We start from the raw sequence: 16,512 nt of genomic DNA, 5'->3' as shown, positions 1-16,512 counted from the left end.
ATGAGCGAATACACCATTGACCCCGCGCTGGTGGCGGGCAACCACCAGCAGCTGGCCGGCTACCAGGCCCGGCATTTTCTGTGGCAGGTCCATGCCGGCGTGGCAACGATCACGCTCAACCGGCCCGAGCGCAAGAATCCGCTGACCTTTGATTCCTATGCCGAGCTGCGCGATCTGTTCCACCGGCTGAAGTGGGCGCAGGATGTCAAGGCCGTGGTGCTGGTGGGCGCGGGCGGCAATTTCTGCTCCGGCGGCGATGTGCATGAAATCATCGGCCCGCTGGTGGCCCTCAAGGCCCCCGAGCTGCTGATGTTCACCCGCATGACCGGCGAGCTGATCAAGGCCATGCGGGCCTGCCCGCAGCCCATCATTGCGGCGGTCGATGGCATCTGTGCCGGCGCCGGCGCCATCATGGCGATGGCCTCGGACATACGCCTGGGCACGGCGCGCAGCAAGACGGCGTTCCTGTTCAACCGCGTGGGCCTGGCCGGCTGCGACATGGGCGCCTGCGCCTTTTTGCCGCGCATCATCGGCCAGGGCCGGGCCAGCGAGCTGCTCTATACCGGCCGCAGCCTGGGCGGCGAAGAGGGCGAGCGCTGGGGCTTTTTCAACCGCCTGGCCGAGCCCGAAGCGCTGCTGGCGCAGGCCCAGCAGATGGCGGCTGACCTGGCCGCGGGCCCCAGCTTTGCCAATGGCATCACTAAGACCCAGCTGCACCAGGAATGGGCGATGACCATCGACCAGGCCATTGAGGCCGAGGCGCAGGCGCAGGCCATCTGCATGCTGACCGAAGACTTCAAGCGCGCCTACGAGGCCTTTGTGGCCAAGCAAAAGCCGCAATTCCAGGGGAACTGACATGGCCGACACCCGTTACCTGCAGTGGCCGTTTTTTGAGCCCCGCCACGCGCAGCTGGCGCAGACGCTCGATGCCTGGGCCGCCGAGCATGTCGCCCATGTGCACAGCAGCGACACCGACGGCGATTGCCGCGCGTTGGTCAAGGCGCTGGGCCAGGCGGGCTGGCTGCGCCATGCGGTGGCCGGCGAGGCGCATGGCGGCGTAGCCGCGCAAATCGACACCCGCGCCATCTGCCTGGTCCGCGAAACCCTGGCACGCCACAACGGCCTGGCCGACTTTGCGTTTGCGATGCAGGGGCTGGGCTCGGGCGCGATCAGCCTGGCGGGCACGGAGGCGCAGAAGGCGCGCTACTTGGGCCGGGTGGCCCGGGGCGAGGCCATTGCGGCCTTTGCGCTGTCCGAGCCCGACGCCGGCTCGGACGTGGCCGCCATGGCCTGCGCGGCCCGCCTGGACGGTGACCACTATGTCATCGACGGCGAAAAAACCTGGATCTCGAACGGTGGCATTGCCGACTTTTATGTGGTGTTTGTGCGCAGCGGCGAGGCGCCGGGGGCGCGCGGTATCTCGGCGCTGATCGTGGATGCGGATACGCCTGGCCTGGAGATTGCCGAGCGCATCGATGTGATCGCGCCGCACCCGCTGGCGCGGCTGCGCTTTAGCGGCTGCCGCGTGCCGGCGAGCCAGCGCATGGGCGCGGCCGGTGAGGGTTTCAAGCTGGCGATGCGCACCCTGGATGTGTTCCGCACCTCGGTGGCCGCCGCCGCGCTGGGCTTTGCGCGCCGCGCGATGGACGAGGCCTTGCAGCGCGCCACCAGCCGCCGCATGTTCCAGGGCGTGCTGGCCGATTTTCAGCTCACCCAGGCCAAGCTCGCGCAGATGGCCACCCAGATCGACAGCGCCGCGCTGCTGACCTACCGCGCCGCCTGGCAGCGTGACCAGGGCCAGAGCGTGACCAGCGAGGCGGCGATGGCCAAGATGACCGCCACCGAGAACGCCCAGCAGGTGATCGATGCAGCGCTGCAGATGTGGGGCGGGCTGGGTGTTGTCAGCGGCCAGCCGGTCGAGCGCCTGTACCGCGAGATCCGCGCGCTGCGCATTTACGAAGGAGCGACCGAGGTGCAGCAGCTCATCATCGCCCGCGAGCTGCTCAAACAAGTGGCGCCCGCTGCGCCTTGAGCTCTGCCTAGCACCTGGATTCCGGTTCCGGTTTCTCCTTTCAGTCTGGAGTTTGCGAGATGTCTGCCACGCCCTATACCGCGCATACCGACCGCTTTGCGGCCACGCATTTGCCGCCGCCCGAGTTGCAGCCCGACTACCTGTTCGAGCTGCCCGAGCTGCAGTTCCCCGAGCGCCTCAACTGCGCCGCCGAGCTGCTGGACCGCCATGTGGCCGAGGGCCGGGGCGAGCGCCTGTGCCTGCAGGCCCAGGGCATGCGCTGGACCTATGCCGACTTGCAGGCCCAGGCCAACCGCATCGCCAATGTGTTGACCGCGCAGATGGGCCTGGTGCCCGGCAACCGCGTGCTGCTGTGCGCGCCCAACAACCCGATGATGGTGGCGAGCTGGTTTGCGGTGGTCAAGGCCGGCGGCATTGCGGTGGCTGCGATGCCGCTGCTGCGCGCCAAGGAGCTGGGCACCATCATCGAGATTGCCCAGGTCAGCCATGCGCTGTGCGATGCGGCGTTGCAGGCCGAGGTGCAGGCGACGCAGGCGGCCAACCCGCGCTTGCAGGCGGTGCGGTACTTCAATGGCAGTGGCCTGCCGGCAGCGCAGGCGCTGGAGCCGCTGATGGCCCAGGCCTCGCCGCATTTCGACACGGTGCAGACGGCGGCGACCGACACCTGCCTGCTGGGCTTTACCTCGGGCACCACGGGCGTGCCCAAGGCCACGATGCATTTCCACCGCGATGTCATGGCGGTCTGTGCCTGCTGGCCGCGCCATGTGCTGCGGGCTGCGCCCGATGATGTGTTTATCGGCAGCCCGCCACTGGCCTTTACCTTTGGCCTGGGTGGGCAGGTGCTGTTCCCGATGGCGATTGGTGCGTCGATGGCGCTGCTGGAAAAAGCAGGGCCCGCACAGCTGGTCGATGGCATCGCGCAGTTTGGCGCGACCGTGGTGTTCACCGCGCCCACCTCGTACCGCGTGATGGCCCAGCAGGGCGAGCGGCTGCGCCAGACGCGGCTGCGCAAATGCGTATCGGCCGGCGAGGCCTTGAATGCCTCGACCCGCGCGCTGTGGAAAGAGGCGACCGGCATCGAGATCATCGACGGCATTGGCTCGACCGAGATGCTGCACATCTTCATCTCGCACCGCGAGGATGAGGCGCGTCCCGGCGCCACCGGACGGGCGGTGCCCGGCTACCACGCCAAGGTGGTTGATGATCAGGGCCAGGAAGTGCCGGCCGGCACGGTGGGCAAGCTGGCGGTGCAGGGCCCTACCGGCTGCCGTTATTTGAACGACAGCCGCCAGACCCAGTATGTGCACGCAGGCTGGAACCTGACGGGTGACGCCTATGTGATGGATGCGGACGGCTATTTTCATTACCAGGCCCGCACCGATGACATGATCATCTCCTCGGGCTACAACATCGCCGCGCCGGAGGTCGAAGACGCCTTGCTCGCGCATGCGGCGGTGGCCGAATGCGCGGTGATCGGGCTGCCCGACAGCGAGCGCGGCCAGATCGTCAAGGCCTTTGTGGTGCTGCGCCCGGGCTTTGTGGCGGACGCGGACATGGCCAAGACCTTGCAGGATTTTGTCAAAAGCACGGTGGCGCCCTACAAATACCCACGGGCCGTGGAGTTTGTCGCGCAGCTGCCGCGCACGGCTACGGGAAAACTACAACGGTTTCGGCTGCACAGCCCGGCATAGTAGCGGCTCGGCGAATTTTTACGTACTTCAACCAGGGAACCAGCATGAAGCCTCATCTCTTGCATCGCAGTCTTGTCAGTCTGTCCATCGCGCTGCTGTGCGCCAGCAGCGCCAGTGCCGCCGACCAGGTCAAGGTGGGGTTGCTCAGCACCTTGTCGGGCCCCGGCGCCGGTTTGGGCACCGATATCCGCGACGGCTTCCAGCTGGCCGTCAAGCACATGAACGGCAAGATCGGCAACCTGCCTGCCGAGGTGGTGGTGGTCGATGACCAGCAAAACCCCGAGGTGGCCAAGCAGACGGCCGAGCGCCTGCTCAAGCGCGACAAGGTGGATTTCATGACCGGCACCGTGTTCTCCAACGTGATGCTGGCCGTGGGCCCGGCCGCGTTCCAGAACAAGACCTTCTTCATCAGCCCCAATGCCGGCCCCTCGCAGTACGCGGGCGCCCAGTGCAACCCGTATTTCTTCAATGTCTCGCAGCAAAACGATGCGCTGCATGAGGCAGCGGGCCAGACCATGCAGGACAAGGGTTTCAAGCGTGTGGCGCTGATCGCGCCCAACTACCCCGCAGGCAAGGACTCGATCGCCGGCTTCAAGCGCTTCTACAAGGGCGAGATCGGCATGGAGACCTATACCTCGCTGAGCCAGCTGGACTATGGCGCCGAGATCTCCAAGATGCGTGCGGCCCAGGTCGATGGCGTCTACATCTTTCTGCCCGGTGGCCTGGGCGTGAACTTCATCAAGCAGTTTGTCGGTGCCGGCCTGTCCAAGGACATCACCTTGTATGCGCCGGGCTTCTCGGCCGATGAGGACGTGATCCGCGCGGTGGGTGACTCGATGCTGGGCACCTTCAACACCTCGCAGTGGGCGCATGACCTGGACAATGCCGCGAACAAGAAATTCGTCGCCGACTTCCAGAAGGAGTTTGGCCGCAACCCCTCGCTCTACGCCTCGCACGGCTATGACGCCGCCCGCCTGATGGACGCGGCGGTGCGCGATGTCAAGGGCAAGCTCGATGACAAGGCGGCCTTGCGCAAGGCCATCGAGGCGGCCAGGTTCGAGTCGGTGCGCGGCAGCTTCAAGTTCAACAGCAACCATTTCCCGGTGCAGGACTATTACCTGCGCGTGGTGAGCAAGGATGCGCAGGGCAAGCTGACCAACCGCACGGTGGGCACGGTGTTCAAGAACCACCAGGATGCCTACGTCAAAGACTGCAAGATGCCCTCCTGATCGATGAACACCATCCTGATTCTTGAGCAGACGCTCAACGGTCTGCAGTTCGGCCTGATGCTGTTCCTGCTGGCCGCCGGCCTCACGCTCGTGTTCGGCATCATGGACATGATCAACCTGGCCCATGGCTCGCTCTACATGATCGGCGCCTACCTGGTGGCCAGCCTCAGCCAGGCGACCGGTTCGTTCTGGCTGGGCCTGGGCCTGGGGGTGCTGGCCACCGTGGTGGTGGGCGTGCTGCTGGAATACACGATCCTGCGCCGCCTCTACCACCGCGACCACCTCTCGCAGGTGATGGGCACCTTTGCCATCTTGCTGATGAGCAACGAGATCGTGCGCATCATCTGGGGCGCGCAGCCGCTGATGCTCAACCCGCCCGCCGCGCTGGCCGGGCCGGTGACCTTGATGGATGGTTTCTCCTACCCGGCCTACCGGCTGCTGATCATCGGTGTGGGCCTGGCCGTGGCGCTACTGCTGTGGCTCCTGGTGACCCGCACGCGCTTTGGCATGCAGGTGCGCGCGGGCGCGGCCAACCGCGAGATGGCGACTGCCATGGGCGCCAATGTGCGCCGGCTGTTCACGCTGGTGTTTGCGCTGGGCGCTGCGCTGTGTGCGGTGGCGGGCGGCATGCTGGGCCCGCTGCTGGCGGTGCAGGTGGGAATGGGCGAGAGCATTCTGATCCTCGCCTTTGTGGTGATCGTCATTGGCGGCATTGGCTCGATCCGGGGCGCGCTGATGGGCGCCTTGCTGGTGGGTCTGGTCGATACCGCCGGCCGCACCCTGGTGCCCTTGCTGTTTGACAAGGCCATGGGGCCCGAGGTAGCAGCCAACGCTGGCCCTGCCGTGGCCTCGGTGCTGATCTATGTGCTGATGGCTGCCGTGCTTTTCACCAAACCCCAAGGTCTGTTCCCCGCCCATGACTGACACATCCGCCCCCCAACCCGCCGCTGCGCAGGCGATACGGGCCACGCAGCCCAGCGTCTTCGACCACCGGCTGCAGCCCCGGCTGGTGCTGCCTTTGCTCGCGCTGCTGATTGCCTTTCCGCTGATCGCCCAGGCGACGGGTGAGGATTTCTACATCGGCGTGGCCAGCCGTGTGCTGGTGTTTGGCCTGGCCGCTGCCAGCCTCAACTTCATCCTCGGTTTTGGCGGCATGGTGAGCTTTGGCCATGCGGCCTTTGTCGGCCTGGGTGCCTACACCGTGGGCCTGCTGATGCAGCAGGGCATTACCTCGGCCTGGCTGGCCTGGCCGCTGGCCATGCTGATGGGCGCGGCCTTCTCGCTGCTGGTGGGCGCGATCAGTCTGCGCACCCAGGGCGTGTACTTCATCATGATCACCTTGGCCTTTGCGCAGATGCTGTACTACCTGATCATGTCGTTCAAATCGCTGGGCGGTGATGACGGGCTGTCGCTGCCCAGCCGCTCGGATATCGGGCTGGGTCTGGATCTGGGCCAGGATGCGACCTTCTACTATGTGGTGCTGGCGCTGGTCAGCACCAGCCTGCTGCTGATGGCGCGCGTGCTCAATGCGCGCTTTGGCCATGTGCTGCAGGCCATCAAGGAGAACGAGACCCGCATGCAGGCCATCGGCTTTCCGGTCTACCGCTACAAGCTCGTGGCCTTCACGTTGGCCGGAGCCTTTGCTGGCCTGGCCGGCGCGATGCTGGCCAACCAGGGCAGCTTTGTCGGCCCCGGCATGCTGCAGTGGACCCAGTCGGGCATCCTGCTGATCATGGTCATCCTCGGCGGTGTCGGCCATCTGTATGGGGGCCTCTTGGGCGCGGCGGTGTTCCTGCTGCTCGAAGAAGTGCTGGCCGCCTATACGGTGCACTGGCAGCTGGGCCTGGGCGCCGTGCTGCTGATCGTGGTGCTGGTGGCACCCAATGGTTTGCTGAGCCTGCGGCGCGGCATGTGGAGCAAGCGATGAGCACGGCCAAGATGCCAACCCCTTTGTTGCAGGTGCAGAACCTGGTCAAGCGCTTTGGTGGCCTCACCGCCACCGACCATGCCAGCTTTGCGGTGCAGGCCGGCCAGATCCATGCCTTGATCGGGCCGAACGGCGCGGGCAAGACGACCTTGATCCACCAGCTGTCGGGCGCGCTGGCATCCGATGCGGGCCAGATCCTGTTTGCCGGTGAGGCCATGGAGCGCAAGCCCATGCCCGCGCGGGTGCAGGCCGGCCTGGTGCGCTCCTACCAGATCACCAGCATCTTCAAGCGCCTGACGGTGCTGGAGAACATTGCACTGGGCGTGCAGGCACGCGATGGATCGAGCTGGCGCTTTTGGCGCCCGGCACGCAGCGAAAGCGCACGCTATGCGCAGGCGGCCGAGGTGGCCGAGCGCGTAGGCCTGGCCGCCCAGTTGCAGCAAACGGCGGGCCTGCTGGCGCACGGTGAGCAGCGCCAGCTGGAGGTGGCACTGGCGCTGGCCACGCGGCCGCGCATGCTGCTGCTCGATGAGCCGATGGCGGGCATGGGCCCGGACGAATCCGAGCGCATGGTGCAGCTGCTGCTGCAGCTGCGCCAGGACACGACGATCCTGCTCGTCGAGCACGACATGGACGCGGTCTTCCGGCTGGCCGACCGCATCTCGACGCTGGTATTTGGCAAGGTGATTGCGACGGGCACGCCCGATGAGATTCGGCGCAACCCGGATGTGCGGCGTGCCTACCTGGGCGATGAAGCTGCAGAGGAGGCCGCCTGATGAGCAATTTGCTGGAAGTGGATGCACTGGAGACCTGCTACGGCAGCAGCCAGGTGCTGTTTGGCATGCATCTGCGCATGGCGGCGGGCGAGGTCGCGACCTTGCTGGGGCGCAATGGCATGGGCAAGACCACGACGGTGCGCAGCCTCCTGGGCATGACACCGGCATCGGCGGGCAGCGTGCGGTTTCGGGGTGAGCGCATCGAGCACCTGCCCGCCGACCGCATTGCGCGCATGGGCATGGCCGTGGTGCCCGAGGGCCGGCAGATCTTTGCCAACCTGACGGTGCAGGAAAACCTGCAGGCCTTTGCGGCCAACCGCAATGCCTCGGAGAACCCCTGGTCGCTCGACCGTGTCTACCAGCTGTTCCCGCGCCTGGCCGAGCGCGCCGGCAACCCCGGCAACCGGCTCTCGGGCGGCGAGCAGCAGATGCTGGCCATTGGCCGGGCGCTGATGACCAACCCGCATCTGCTGATTCTGGACGAGGCCACCGAGGGCCTGGCGCCGCTGATCCGCGAGGAGATCTGGCAATGCCTGGCGGCCTTGCGCGCGCAGGGCCAGGCGATTTTGGTGATCGACAAATACGTCAAGCGGCTGATGGCGCTGGCCGACCAGCACACGCTGATCGAGCGCGGCCAGGTGGTATGGCAGGGCAGCTCGGCGCAGCTGGAGGCGCAGCCCGCGCTGTGGCAACGCTATATCGGGGTCTGACATGGCAGCCTTGACCTGGCCCGAGACCGGCCCCGTTTTTCGCGTGGCCACCGGCATCCGTTTTGCGCAGTGCGACCCGGCCGGCATTGTGTTTTATCCGCAGTACCTGGTGCTGTTCCAGTCGCTGGTGGAGGACTGGTTCAACCAGGCGCTGCACTACCCCTATGCCCAGATGCTGGGGCCCGAACGCACGGGTCTGCCGATCGTGCACCTGGCCTGCGACTTTCGGGCGATTGCCCGCATGGGCGATGCGGTGCAGCTGGAGCTGGCCGTGCTGCGGCTGGGCAGCCGCTCGCTGCAGCTGGCGCTGCGCTGTGTGGGTGACGACGGCCAGGTGCGAGCACTGGCCCACCAGGCGCTGGTGTTCACCAGCCTGGACAGCCATGAAGCCATTCGCATACCGGCCGCCATCCACCGCCGCATGGCGGCCTGGCTGGCCGGTGAGCGCTTTCAATAATGCTTGGTTTTTAGAAGGAATCGTCTCATGCAAGTACTACTTCCCCAGGGCTGGCCCCGGCCCAAGGGCTATGCCAATGGCGTCATGGTCAGCGGCCGGCAGATTTTTGTCGCCGGCATGATCGGCTGGGATGCGCAAGGGGTGTTCCACACCGATGAACTGGCCGGCCAGGTGCGCCAGGCGCTGCAGAACATTGTGGCGGTGCTCGAAGAGGGCGGCGCCCGGCCCGAGCATATCGTGCGCATGACCTGGTACATCACCGACAAAGAGGCCTATATGGCCCAGCAGGCGGAGATCGGCAAGGCCTACCGCGAGCTGATCGGCAGCTTCAACGCGGCGATGACGGCGGTGCAGGTCGTGGCCTTGATCGAGGACCGCGCCAAGGTGGAGATCGAGGTCACCGCCGTGGTGCCCGATGCCGGCTGACCCGGCCATGGCTGGTCCCCGGCTTTTCAAGCTGTACCGCGATTTTGAATCGCAGTCGCAGATTGATGCGCAGTACGACCCGCTGCGCCCGGTGGCCGACCCGGCCGCCGCGCGCCAGCATTTTGCCGAGCGCAGTGCCCAGGCGCGTAGGGGGCTGCGCTGCGTTCTGGATGTGCCGTTTGGCCCGACTCTGGCCGAGACCCTGGACATCTACCCGGCCGCAGGCGGCGCGGCAGCGCCCGTGTTTGTCTATCTGCATGGCGGCTACTGGCGGGCCAATACCTCCAAGGAGTTCAGCTGCGTCGCCTTCGGCCCGCAGGCGCTGGGCTTTTGCACCGTGGTGGTGAACTATGCCTTGTGCCCGCAGGTGAGCATCGACGAAATCGTGCGCCAGTGCCGCGCCAGCCTGGCCTGGGTACTGCGCCATATCGAGGCCTATGGCGGCGACCCGGCGCGGGTGGTGGTGGGCGGGCATTCTGCCGGTGGCCAACTGGGCGCGATGTGCCTGCAAACGCCCTGGGAGCGCGACTATGGCCTGCCCGATGACCCGCTGCGCGGCGCGCTGCTGATCAGCGGCCTCTACGATATCACGCCGCTGCGCTACAGCTACCTGCAGCCGCTGATCCAGCTCGACGACGGGCTGGTTGCGCGCAACTCACCCGCGTTTGCGGCCAGACGCTGCGCCACCCCCATGCACCTGGTCTGGGGCGGGCGCGAACAAAGCGAGTTTGAGCGCCAGTCGCTGCTGATGCACAGCGCCTGGCAGGCGGCGGGCAATGTGGCCGAGCAGGCGGCGCTGCCCGGCTGCGACCATTTCTCGGTGCTCCATGGGCTGGAGGATCCGCAGTCGGATCTGTGCCAGCGCCTGCTGCGGCTTTCTGCCTGAAGATCCTATTGGGAAACGGGAAACGTCTGCTGAGCAGACGTCCCGTAGAAGCCGCGAGCACGACCCAGCAAACCGAAGGTTTGCGTTTGAGGCTGGGCGCCCCCGACCAGGCGTCAAGCCGCAGACAGTACGGTAGTACGGCAAGGCTTGGCGCGGCCGGCCAGGCAACGACGTTTCAAGGGTTGTGGTCGTGGCGCTCAAAAGTCCAGCAGGCTGAAGCCCAGCGAGAACACCGTCCGCTTGTAGTTGTAGTCGATCAGGCTGTCACCATAGCCGTGGAAGAGCTGGGCATGCAGGCGCAGGTTGCTCTTGCCGCCCATCCAGCCATCACCCAAGGTGTGCATCCATTCGACGCGGCCCGAGCCCTTGCCATGGCCGTTGAGCGAGCCGCGTGCGGTCACGCCCATCCAGTTGCGCTGGTTGACGTTCCAGCCCAGTTTCAGCTCGCTGCGGCCGATGTAGTTCTGGATATTGGGGTTGTTGTCGTCTTCCGCGCTCTCGTTGATGCGGTGCCAGATCTTGGCCTGCAGCTGCCAGCGGTTGTCCAGCTCAAACCCGGTCATCAGGTAGGTACGGTTCCAGCTGCGCGAGAGCGGGTCGCTCTGGCCGTTGGACTGGTGCTCCAGGCCAATGCCGCTGTAGCGCCAGCGCCAGCCAAAGGGCAGCTGGGCGGTGGTCGGGTAGACATAGAAGATCTCGGGCTGGTGGTCGGTCGTGCGGAAGGGGCGCGAGAGGTCCGAGTTGAACACCTGCCAGTAGGACAGGCCGGTGTAGCCGATCCACAGCGAATCACGCAGCTTGCCATTCGGATCGGTCAGCATGTTTTGCGCCAGCTTGGTGCGCACCGACAGCTGGATGCGCATTTCCTGCCGCTGGTAGTCGGTCTCGGTCGTTGCTGCATTGACGGGGTTGAGCGAGGTCGGCTGGCGGTTGACCTTGTCGCCAACAGCCACCGACACCGACAGGGGGCGGTAGCCACGGAAACTGAAGGTGCCGCAGTCGGTGCCCGCTTCCAGCTCCCAGAAGCGGGACATCTCGGTGTAGCCGTCATTGCGGCAGCCACCGATGGGGGCCGGTACATCGGCGGCGGCCAGTGCGCCCGCCGGTGGGGTCAGGCCCACCATCGCGTTGGCCGAGGCGGCAGGCGCGGCGGCCACTGGCTGCGCCTGTTGGCTGACCAGGGGCTGCTGCGACTGCTGCTGGGCCCACTGGTCAAAACAGGCCAGGCGGGCGGTGCCGTCGCTGAGCGCTGTGCATTGCTGCCACACCGTGGCCGCCGAGCCGCTGGCAGCGGCGGGCGTTTGCGCGAAGCTGCCCAGCGGCAGACCGGCCATCAGCAGGCTCGCCGCCAGCGGGGCTGGCGAGCGCAGAAATTTCGAAGTTGTCATGGTCGAGAAGGGAGTTAGGGGCGTGGCGGTGACGGCTGCGCCGATGCCCATTATTGCGGCTATTGCGGGGTTTTCGATGGCTTGCGCATGACGAAGGCGTGGCTGTTGTCGTTCGCATCCAACCATTCGCCCCGGATTTCTCGGCCACAGCTGCCGTCGACCACCTCGCCCAGCCAGGTGCCCGAGACTTTTTTGCCATCGGTCGACTCCTCCATCGTCAGCTTGCCCTTGTCCACATCACCGACGACGATGGCGCTGCTGCCGGGCCGCTGGATCTGGCCCTTGACGGTGCCGTTCCATTCGGGGTGGGGGGCCAGCTGCAGGGTGACGGGCCCGGGCAGGCCGGGCAGCTCGGCCTGCCAGTGGCCCAGCAGCTCGGGCTGCTCCATCTGCAGCGCGCTGGGGCAGGCAGGGCGGGGGGCGGGGGTGCTGGTGCAGGCGCTGGCCAGTGCAGCGCACAAGGCGGTCAGGATCAGGGTCTTGGTCATGGATAGTCAGAGGGGATCAGGGCTGGCGGCGGCGGTGCTCTGGGCCTTGCGCGCGAACTCTTCGCGCAGCTGGCGCAGTTTTTCGCGCGGGTCTTCGCGGGCGGTGCTGCTGTCCAGGCCCATCTCGGCAATAAAGCGGCTGGGCAGGGCCGAGACCAGCTCACGGCCCTTCTTGCGCCGCTTGGTCCAGCTGACGGCCAGCGAGCGCTGGGCCCGCGTGATGCCCACGTACATCAGGCGGCGCTCTTCCTGCAGGCGCTGCGCGGTGTCGTCGCTGACCTTTTGCTGGCGCCCGTCATCGTCGTCGAGCTTGAAAGGTAGCAGCCCTTCGTTGACGCCGATCAGCATCACATGCGGCCACTCCAGGCCCTTGCTGGCATGCAAGGTGGACAGGATCACCATGTCCTGCTCCTTTTCGCGCTCGCTGATGGTCGAGAGCAGGGCGATGGTCTGCGAGACTTCGAGCAGGCTCTTGGACTCGCTCACCGTCGTCGTGTCGGCCGCTGTCGTGGTCTGGCCGCCGGCGCGCTGGGCCATCCAGTCGCAGAACTCCAGCACATTGGTCCAGCGGGCGGCGGCGACCTTCTCGCTGTCTTCGGCGTCATACAAATGCTGCTCGTAGCCGATCTCCTTGAGCCAGTCGAGCAGGAAGGCCAGCGATTCTTCGGCACCGCGCGTCTGGCGGGCGCGGTATTCCAGGTCGTTGATATAGCGGCCAAATTCCAGCAGGCTTTCGCGGCCCTTCGCAGGCATCGCGTCTTCGAGCATGGCGTTGAACAGCGCACCAAACATGCTGCAGCGGTGGGCCTTGGAGAATTCACCCAGGCGGCCCAGGGTGGTGTGGCCGATGCCGCGCTTGGGGTTGGTGATGGCGCGCAGAAAGGCCGGGTCGTCATCGTTGTTGATCCACAGCCGGAACCAGGCGCAGAGGTCGCGGATTTCGGCGCGGTCAAAAAAGCTGGTGCCGCCCGATACCTTGTAGGGCACATTGGCCTTGCGCAGCGCCTTCTCGAAAGGCTTGGCCTGGTGGTTGGCGCGGTAGAGGATGGCGAAGTTCTTCCAGTCCGGCGGCGGGTTGGCCGCTGCGCGCAGGCTCAGGATGCGGGCGACGGCGCGCTCGGCTTCGTGCTCTTCGGAGTCGCAATCGACGATGCGCACCGGCTCGCCCTCGCCCAGCTCGGAAAACAAGGTCTTGGGAAACAGCTTGGGGTTGGGCTGGATCACATTGTTGGCCGCGCGCAGGATGGCGCTGGTCGAGCGGTAGTTCTGCTCGAGCTTGATCACCTTGAGCTGGGGGTAGTCGACCGGCAGCTTCTTGAGGTTGTCCAAGGTGGCGCCGCGCCAGCCATAGATGCTTTGGTCGTCATCGCCCACGGCGGTCAAATGGCCGCGCTCGCCCACCAGCAGCTTGAGCAGCTCGTACTGGGTGGCATTGGTGTCCTGGTATTCGTCGACCAGCACATGGCCCAGGTTGGCCTGCCACTTGGCACGGACCTCCGGGTGGTCGCGCAGCAGGCGCAGCGGCATGCCGATCAGGTCGTCAAAGTCCACGCTCTGGTAGGCGGTCAGCCGCTCGTCGTAGCGCTGCATCAGCACGGCAATGGCGCGCTCGTTGTCATCGGCGGCCTGGGCCAGCGCCTCCTTGTAGTCGAGGCCCATGTTTTTCCACTTGCTGATGGTCCACTGCCACTGGCGGGCGGTGGCCACATCGGCAGTGCCGCCAGCCGCATCCCTGAGGATGCCGACCACATCGTCGCTGTCCAGAATGCTGAACTGGGGCTTGAGCCCGAGCACATGGCCATCTTCGCGCACCATCTTCACGCCCAGCGCATGGAAGGTGCAAACCAGCACATCCTTGGCCTGGCGGCCGATGAGGCTCTTGGCGCGCTCGCGCATTTCGGAGGCAGCCTTGTTGGTGAAGGTGATGGCCGCAATCTTGCGCGGCGCCATGCCGGTCTCGATCAGGCGGGCAATCTTGTGGGTGATGACCCGGGTCTTGCCCGATCCGGCACCGGCCAGCACCAGGCAAGGTCCCTGGGTGTAGTGCACAGCTTGTAATTGGGCGAGATTGAGACCAGCGGCCATGGTGGCGAAAGAACCTTTGCAGATCAGGAAGGAGAGCGCAGAAGAATAGCCGCAACGGCAGCCATGTGCAGATTCAGGACTTTGGCTTTTACATGTTTGCTTACACAAAAAACCACAGAATCTTTGAAATTGTCAATGAATGTAGAGCAGATGGTAAAACCCCCGAATAAACACTTGCGTCTGGCAGGCAAGCTTTTAGAATGCCGATAGCATTGCTGCGGCTAAGTGGCAAACCCTATTAATTAAGCCAATAAGAGTGTGAAATTATCGCCATGCAGACCGCCGGTATTTCCGCAGAATTGCTGACCCCCAGCAGCCGCAACCGCTTTGCGCCGCTGTATGGCGTGGCCTCACGCAAATCGGTGCTTCCCTGGAAAGAGGTACCGCGTGACCGCGCTCAGCTGATTGTGCTGGACCAGGGCATGGCTGATGCCATCTCGTCGCTGGGCAAGGCACCCTGCGTGGTCTGCATCGGGCAGGTGAAGACCGCCATGCTCGACGGGGCAAGCTGGGTCGGTCGCCTGGAGGCAGACTACACCTTGAGCGACCTGATCGACATGTTCGACCGCGCAGCGGTCTTTCTGCTCGACTGGGATGCGCGCAACAAGGTCATCCGCCATGAATCGGAGCGGGCTGCTGCACAGCCTGCGCAAGCTGCGCGCCAGGAGTTCCGCTACCAGCTCAAGTCCTGGGTGTCGGTGGGCGCGCCCTTCAATACCGGCCCCTGCATCCGCGCGCTGGCGCTGCTTTCGCGCGAACCGGTCTCCATCGCCCAGCTGTGCCTGCACAGCGGGCTGGACAACACGCTGGCCCGTGGTCTCCTGGTCGAGCTGGGCCGCCGCGGCGTGCTGCGCGGCGTGGCCATGCCTGTCATTTCCGCTGCTTCTTCCCCCTCCCACCATCGCGAGCCGCTACACTCCAAAGGTTTGCTCAGCCGTTTGGGCCGATGGATACGAGGGGGAGGTAAGCCGGGATGAATCAAGAATCAGGCGGAGTCGGGCCGCACAAGATGCCGCGCATTGCGCTGTGCGGGCCCATGGGCATTGGCAAGACCACCGCCGTGCGTTCGCTGTGCGGTGCGCTGATGTCCAGCTCCGATGTCCGCAACCTCGATCTGGCGGCCCACAGCAAGGAACTCACCACGGTCGGCACCGAGTTTGGCGAGATCGATCTGGGCGGCGGTGAGGTGGTGCAGATCTGCGGCTGCCCGGGCCAGGAGCGTTTCAGCTTTGTGCGCCAGTGGGTGCTGTCGGTATCGATGGGGGTGTTCATCATGACCGATGTGAACAGTCCGACCAGCCTGGCCGAGACCAACCATATCCTCGACGAGATCGGGCAACTCCCCCAGCCACCTGTCACGCTGGTGCTGAGCGCACGCCCGGCCACAACACAACAAATTGAAACATTCGCCCAAGGCGTGTATTCTGCTGGCCATGGGGTGATTCCCGTTCTGGAAGCGGACCCGCGCGACCGTGGGCAGCTGCTGGATGCGATGAGCGTACTTGTTTCCATGCTGTCTCTGCAAAGCGAGAATTCATGACTGCATCACAACCTCTGATCCCTGCCCAAGTCGTCAAGGCAGGCCAGCAGGCGCTTGATAAGCTTATTGGTCCTGTTGATGGCGTGCGTGTGGCACTGCTGAGCACGCCCGATGGATTTGAAATTGCGTCCTTGCGCACGAACAGCGAGCTGCAGCTCAACCGCCTGTCGGCCATGGCCGGCTCCCTGATGGCGATGGCACGTGCGGTGGGGCGAGAGATCAACCACACCGGTTGCAAGCGCCTGACGTTCGAGACCGAGAGCGGCGTGGTCGTGTTCCAGTCGGTCACCTCGGAGTTCCCCTGCATTCTGTGCATGGTGCTCGATACCAATGCGATCCTGGGCCGCGTGCTGTGGGCAGCGGCCGAAGTGGGCGCGGAGATGAACAAAGTCTGATGGCAAGTCTGGCTGCGGCCGGCATCTTGTTGTGGGAGAGCTGCGTATGCGCCGCACTGGCCGCATGGCGCAGCAACGATAAACCGCCAGTGTGTGAAGGGGGAGTGAGATGGCTTCGGTTCAAGACACGTTGACGCAACTTTTGACGGTGGAGGGCGCCATGTGCGCCGCGCTGGTGGACAGTGGCAGCGGCATGCTTCTGGGCAGTGCCGGATCGGGCCTGGACCTGGAGCTGGCAGCCGCTGGCAACACCGAGGTCGTGCGGGCCAAGCTCAAGACCATGAAGTCGCTGGGTCTGCAAGATTCCATCGATGACATTCTGATCACCCTGGGCTCGCAGTACCACATCATCCGCCCGGTGGCGCTCAAGGAAGGCCTGTTCCTGTACCTGGTGCTGGACAAGCAGCGCAGCAACCTGGCGCTGGCCCGGCGCAAATGCGCGGAAGTCGAGAAACTGGTGACGATCTGAGATTTTCAGGTCG

The 16,512-nt window shown here is 65.3% G+C and carries 18 protein-coding genes; 15 read left to right on the top strand and 3 right to left on the bottom strand.

Annotated features, from left to right (window positions below; genetic code table 11):
* The 11 genes from F0Q04_RS23065 to F0Q04_RS23015 are packed head-to-tail and all read left to right on the top strand — an operon-like array spanning position 1 to position 10,134.
* The gene (locus F0Q04_RS23065; RefSeq protein WP_116926401.1) at positions 1 to 855 is read left to right on the top strand and encodes an enoyl-CoA hydratase family protein; all 855 of its coding nucleotides are present in this window, start codon (positions 1 to 3) and stop codon (positions 853 to 855) included.
* Between the two features lies 1 nt (position 856).
* On the top strand, positions 857 to 2,032 hold the full coding sequence (locus F0Q04_RS23060; protein WP_182343722.1) for an acyl-CoA dehydrogenase family protein: 1,176 nt from the start codon (positions 857 to 859) through the stop codon (positions 2,030 to 2,032).
* 59 nt (positions 2,033 to 2,091) lie between these two features.
* Positions 2,092 to 3,723, top strand: coding sequence for a benzoate-CoA ligase family protein (locus F0Q04_RS23055; RefSeq protein ID WP_182343719.1), 1,632 nt, complete (start codon positions 2,092 to 2,094; stop codon positions 3,721 to 3,723).
* Positions 3,724 to 3,767: 44 nt separating this feature from the next.
* Complete coding sequence (locus tag F0Q04_RS23050; RefSeq protein ID WP_116926332.1) at positions 3,768 to 4,952, top strand: ABC transporter substrate-binding protein; 1,185 nt, start codon at positions 3,768 to 3,770, stop codon at positions 4,950 to 4,952.
* Positions 4,953 to 4,955: 3 nt separating this feature from the next.
* On the top strand, positions 4,956 to 5,876 hold the full coding sequence (locus F0Q04_RS23045) for a branched-chain amino acid ABC transporter permease (RefSeq protein WP_182343717.1): 921 nt from the start codon (positions 4,956 to 4,958) through the stop codon (positions 5,874 to 5,876).
* Positions 5,869 to 6,879 carry a branched-chain amino acid ABC transporter permease gene (locus F0Q04_RS23040; protein WP_182343715.1) on the top strand — a complete coding sequence of 337 codons (1,011 nt, stop codon included), beginning with the start codon at positions 5,869 to 5,871 and terminating at the stop codon, positions 6,877 to 6,879. The genes F0Q04_RS23045 and F0Q04_RS23040 overlap by 8 nt, the downstream gene beginning before the upstream one ends.
* An 11-nt stretch (positions 6,880 to 6,890) precedes the next feature.
* Entirely contained in the window at positions 6,891 to 7,655 is a 765-nt protein-coding gene (locus F0Q04_RS23035) for an ABC transporter ATP-binding protein (RefSeq protein ID WP_116926402.1), read from the top strand.
* Positions 7,655 to 8,365 carry an ABC transporter ATP-binding protein gene (locus tag F0Q04_RS23030; protein WP_182343713.1) on the top strand — a complete coding sequence of 237 codons (711 nt, stop codon included), beginning with the start codon at positions 7,655 to 7,657 and terminating at the stop codon, positions 8,363 to 8,365. The genes F0Q04_RS23035 and F0Q04_RS23030 overlap by 1 nt, the downstream gene beginning before the upstream one ends.
* Position 8,366: 1 nt before the next feature.
* Positions 8,367 to 8,822: an acyl-CoA thioesterase gene (locus F0Q04_RS23025; RefSeq protein ID WP_116926336.1), complete on the top strand. Its 456-nt coding sequence runs from the start codon at positions 8,367 to 8,369 to the stop codon at positions 8,820 to 8,822.
* A gap of 27 nt (positions 8,823 to 8,849) precedes the next feature.
* Complete coding sequence (locus F0Q04_RS23020) at positions 8,850 to 9,248, top strand: RidA family protein (RefSeq protein WP_116926337.1); 399 nt, start codon at positions 8,850 to 8,852, stop codon at positions 9,246 to 9,248.
* The gene (locus F0Q04_RS23015; protein WP_232539457.1) at positions 9,238 to 10,134 is read left to right on the top strand and encodes an alpha/beta hydrolase; all 897 of its coding nucleotides are present in this window, start codon (positions 9,238 to 9,240) and stop codon (positions 10,132 to 10,134) included. Before F0Q04_RS23020 ends, F0Q04_RS23015 begins: the two co-directional genes overlap by 11 nt.
* Before the next feature lie 197 nt (positions 10,135 to 10,331).
* On the opposite strand, the gene F0Q04_RS23010 is transcribed toward F0Q04_RS23015, so the two are convergent.
* The 3 genes from F0Q04_RS23010 to F0Q04_RS23000 are packed head-to-tail and all read right to left on the bottom strand — an operon-like array spanning position 10,332 to position 14,095.
* Positions 10,332 to 11,522, bottom strand: coding sequence for a phospholipase A (locus tag F0Q04_RS23010; protein ID WP_182343711.1), 1,191 nt, complete (start codon positions 11,520 to 11,522; stop codon positions 10,332 to 10,334).
* 59 nt (positions 11,523 to 11,581) lie between these two features.
* Positions 11,582 to 12,010 (bottom strand): hypothetical protein, encoded by a 429-nt coding sequence (locus tag F0Q04_RS23005; protein ID WP_182343709.1) that lies wholly within the window; start codon positions 12,008 to 12,010, stop codon positions 11,582 to 11,584.
* Between the two features lie 6 nt (positions 12,011 to 12,016).
* Entirely contained in the window at positions 12,017 to 14,095 is a 2,079-nt protein-coding gene (locus F0Q04_RS23000) for an ATP-dependent helicase (RefSeq protein ID WP_116926340.1), read from the bottom strand.
* Positions 14,096 to 14,367: 272 nt separating this feature from the next.
* Here F0Q04_RS23000 and F0Q04_RS22995 point away from each other — a divergent pair, with 272 nt between their 5' ends.
* From F0Q04_RS22995 to F0Q04_RS22980, 4 genes are all read left to right on the top strand, one after another.
* On the top strand, positions 14,368 to 15,072 hold the full coding sequence (locus F0Q04_RS22995; protein WP_116926341.1) for a hypothetical protein: 705 nt from the start codon (positions 14,368 to 14,370) through the stop codon (positions 15,070 to 15,072).
* Positions 15,069 to 15,635, top strand: coding sequence for a GTP-binding protein (locus tag F0Q04_RS22990; protein WP_232539456.1), 567 nt, complete (start codon positions 15,069 to 15,071; stop codon positions 15,633 to 15,635). The genes F0Q04_RS22995 and F0Q04_RS22990 overlap by 4 nt, the downstream gene beginning before the upstream one ends.
* Positions 15,632 to 16,030 (top strand): roadblock/LC7 domain-containing protein, encoded by a 399-nt coding sequence (locus F0Q04_RS22985; protein ID WP_021028992.1) that lies wholly within the window; start codon positions 15,632 to 15,634, stop codon positions 16,028 to 16,030. Before F0Q04_RS22990 ends, F0Q04_RS22985 begins: the two co-directional genes overlap by 4 nt.
* Before the next feature lie 109 nt (positions 16,031 to 16,139).
* Complete coding sequence (locus tag F0Q04_RS22980) at positions 16,140 to 16,499, top strand: hypothetical protein (RefSeq protein WP_021028991.1); 360 nt, start codon at positions 16,140 to 16,142, stop codon at positions 16,497 to 16,499.
* Positions 16,500 to 16,512: the final 13 nt, after the last annotated feature.

This window comes from Comamonas koreensis, assembly GCF_014076495.1.
Lineage (GTDB): Bacteria > Pseudomonadota > Gammaproteobacteria > Burkholderiales > Burkholderiaceae_C > Comamonas > Comamonas squillarum.
Note: the sequence above shows the minus strand (reverse complement) of the source record. Positions and strands in the feature narration are given on the sequence as shown.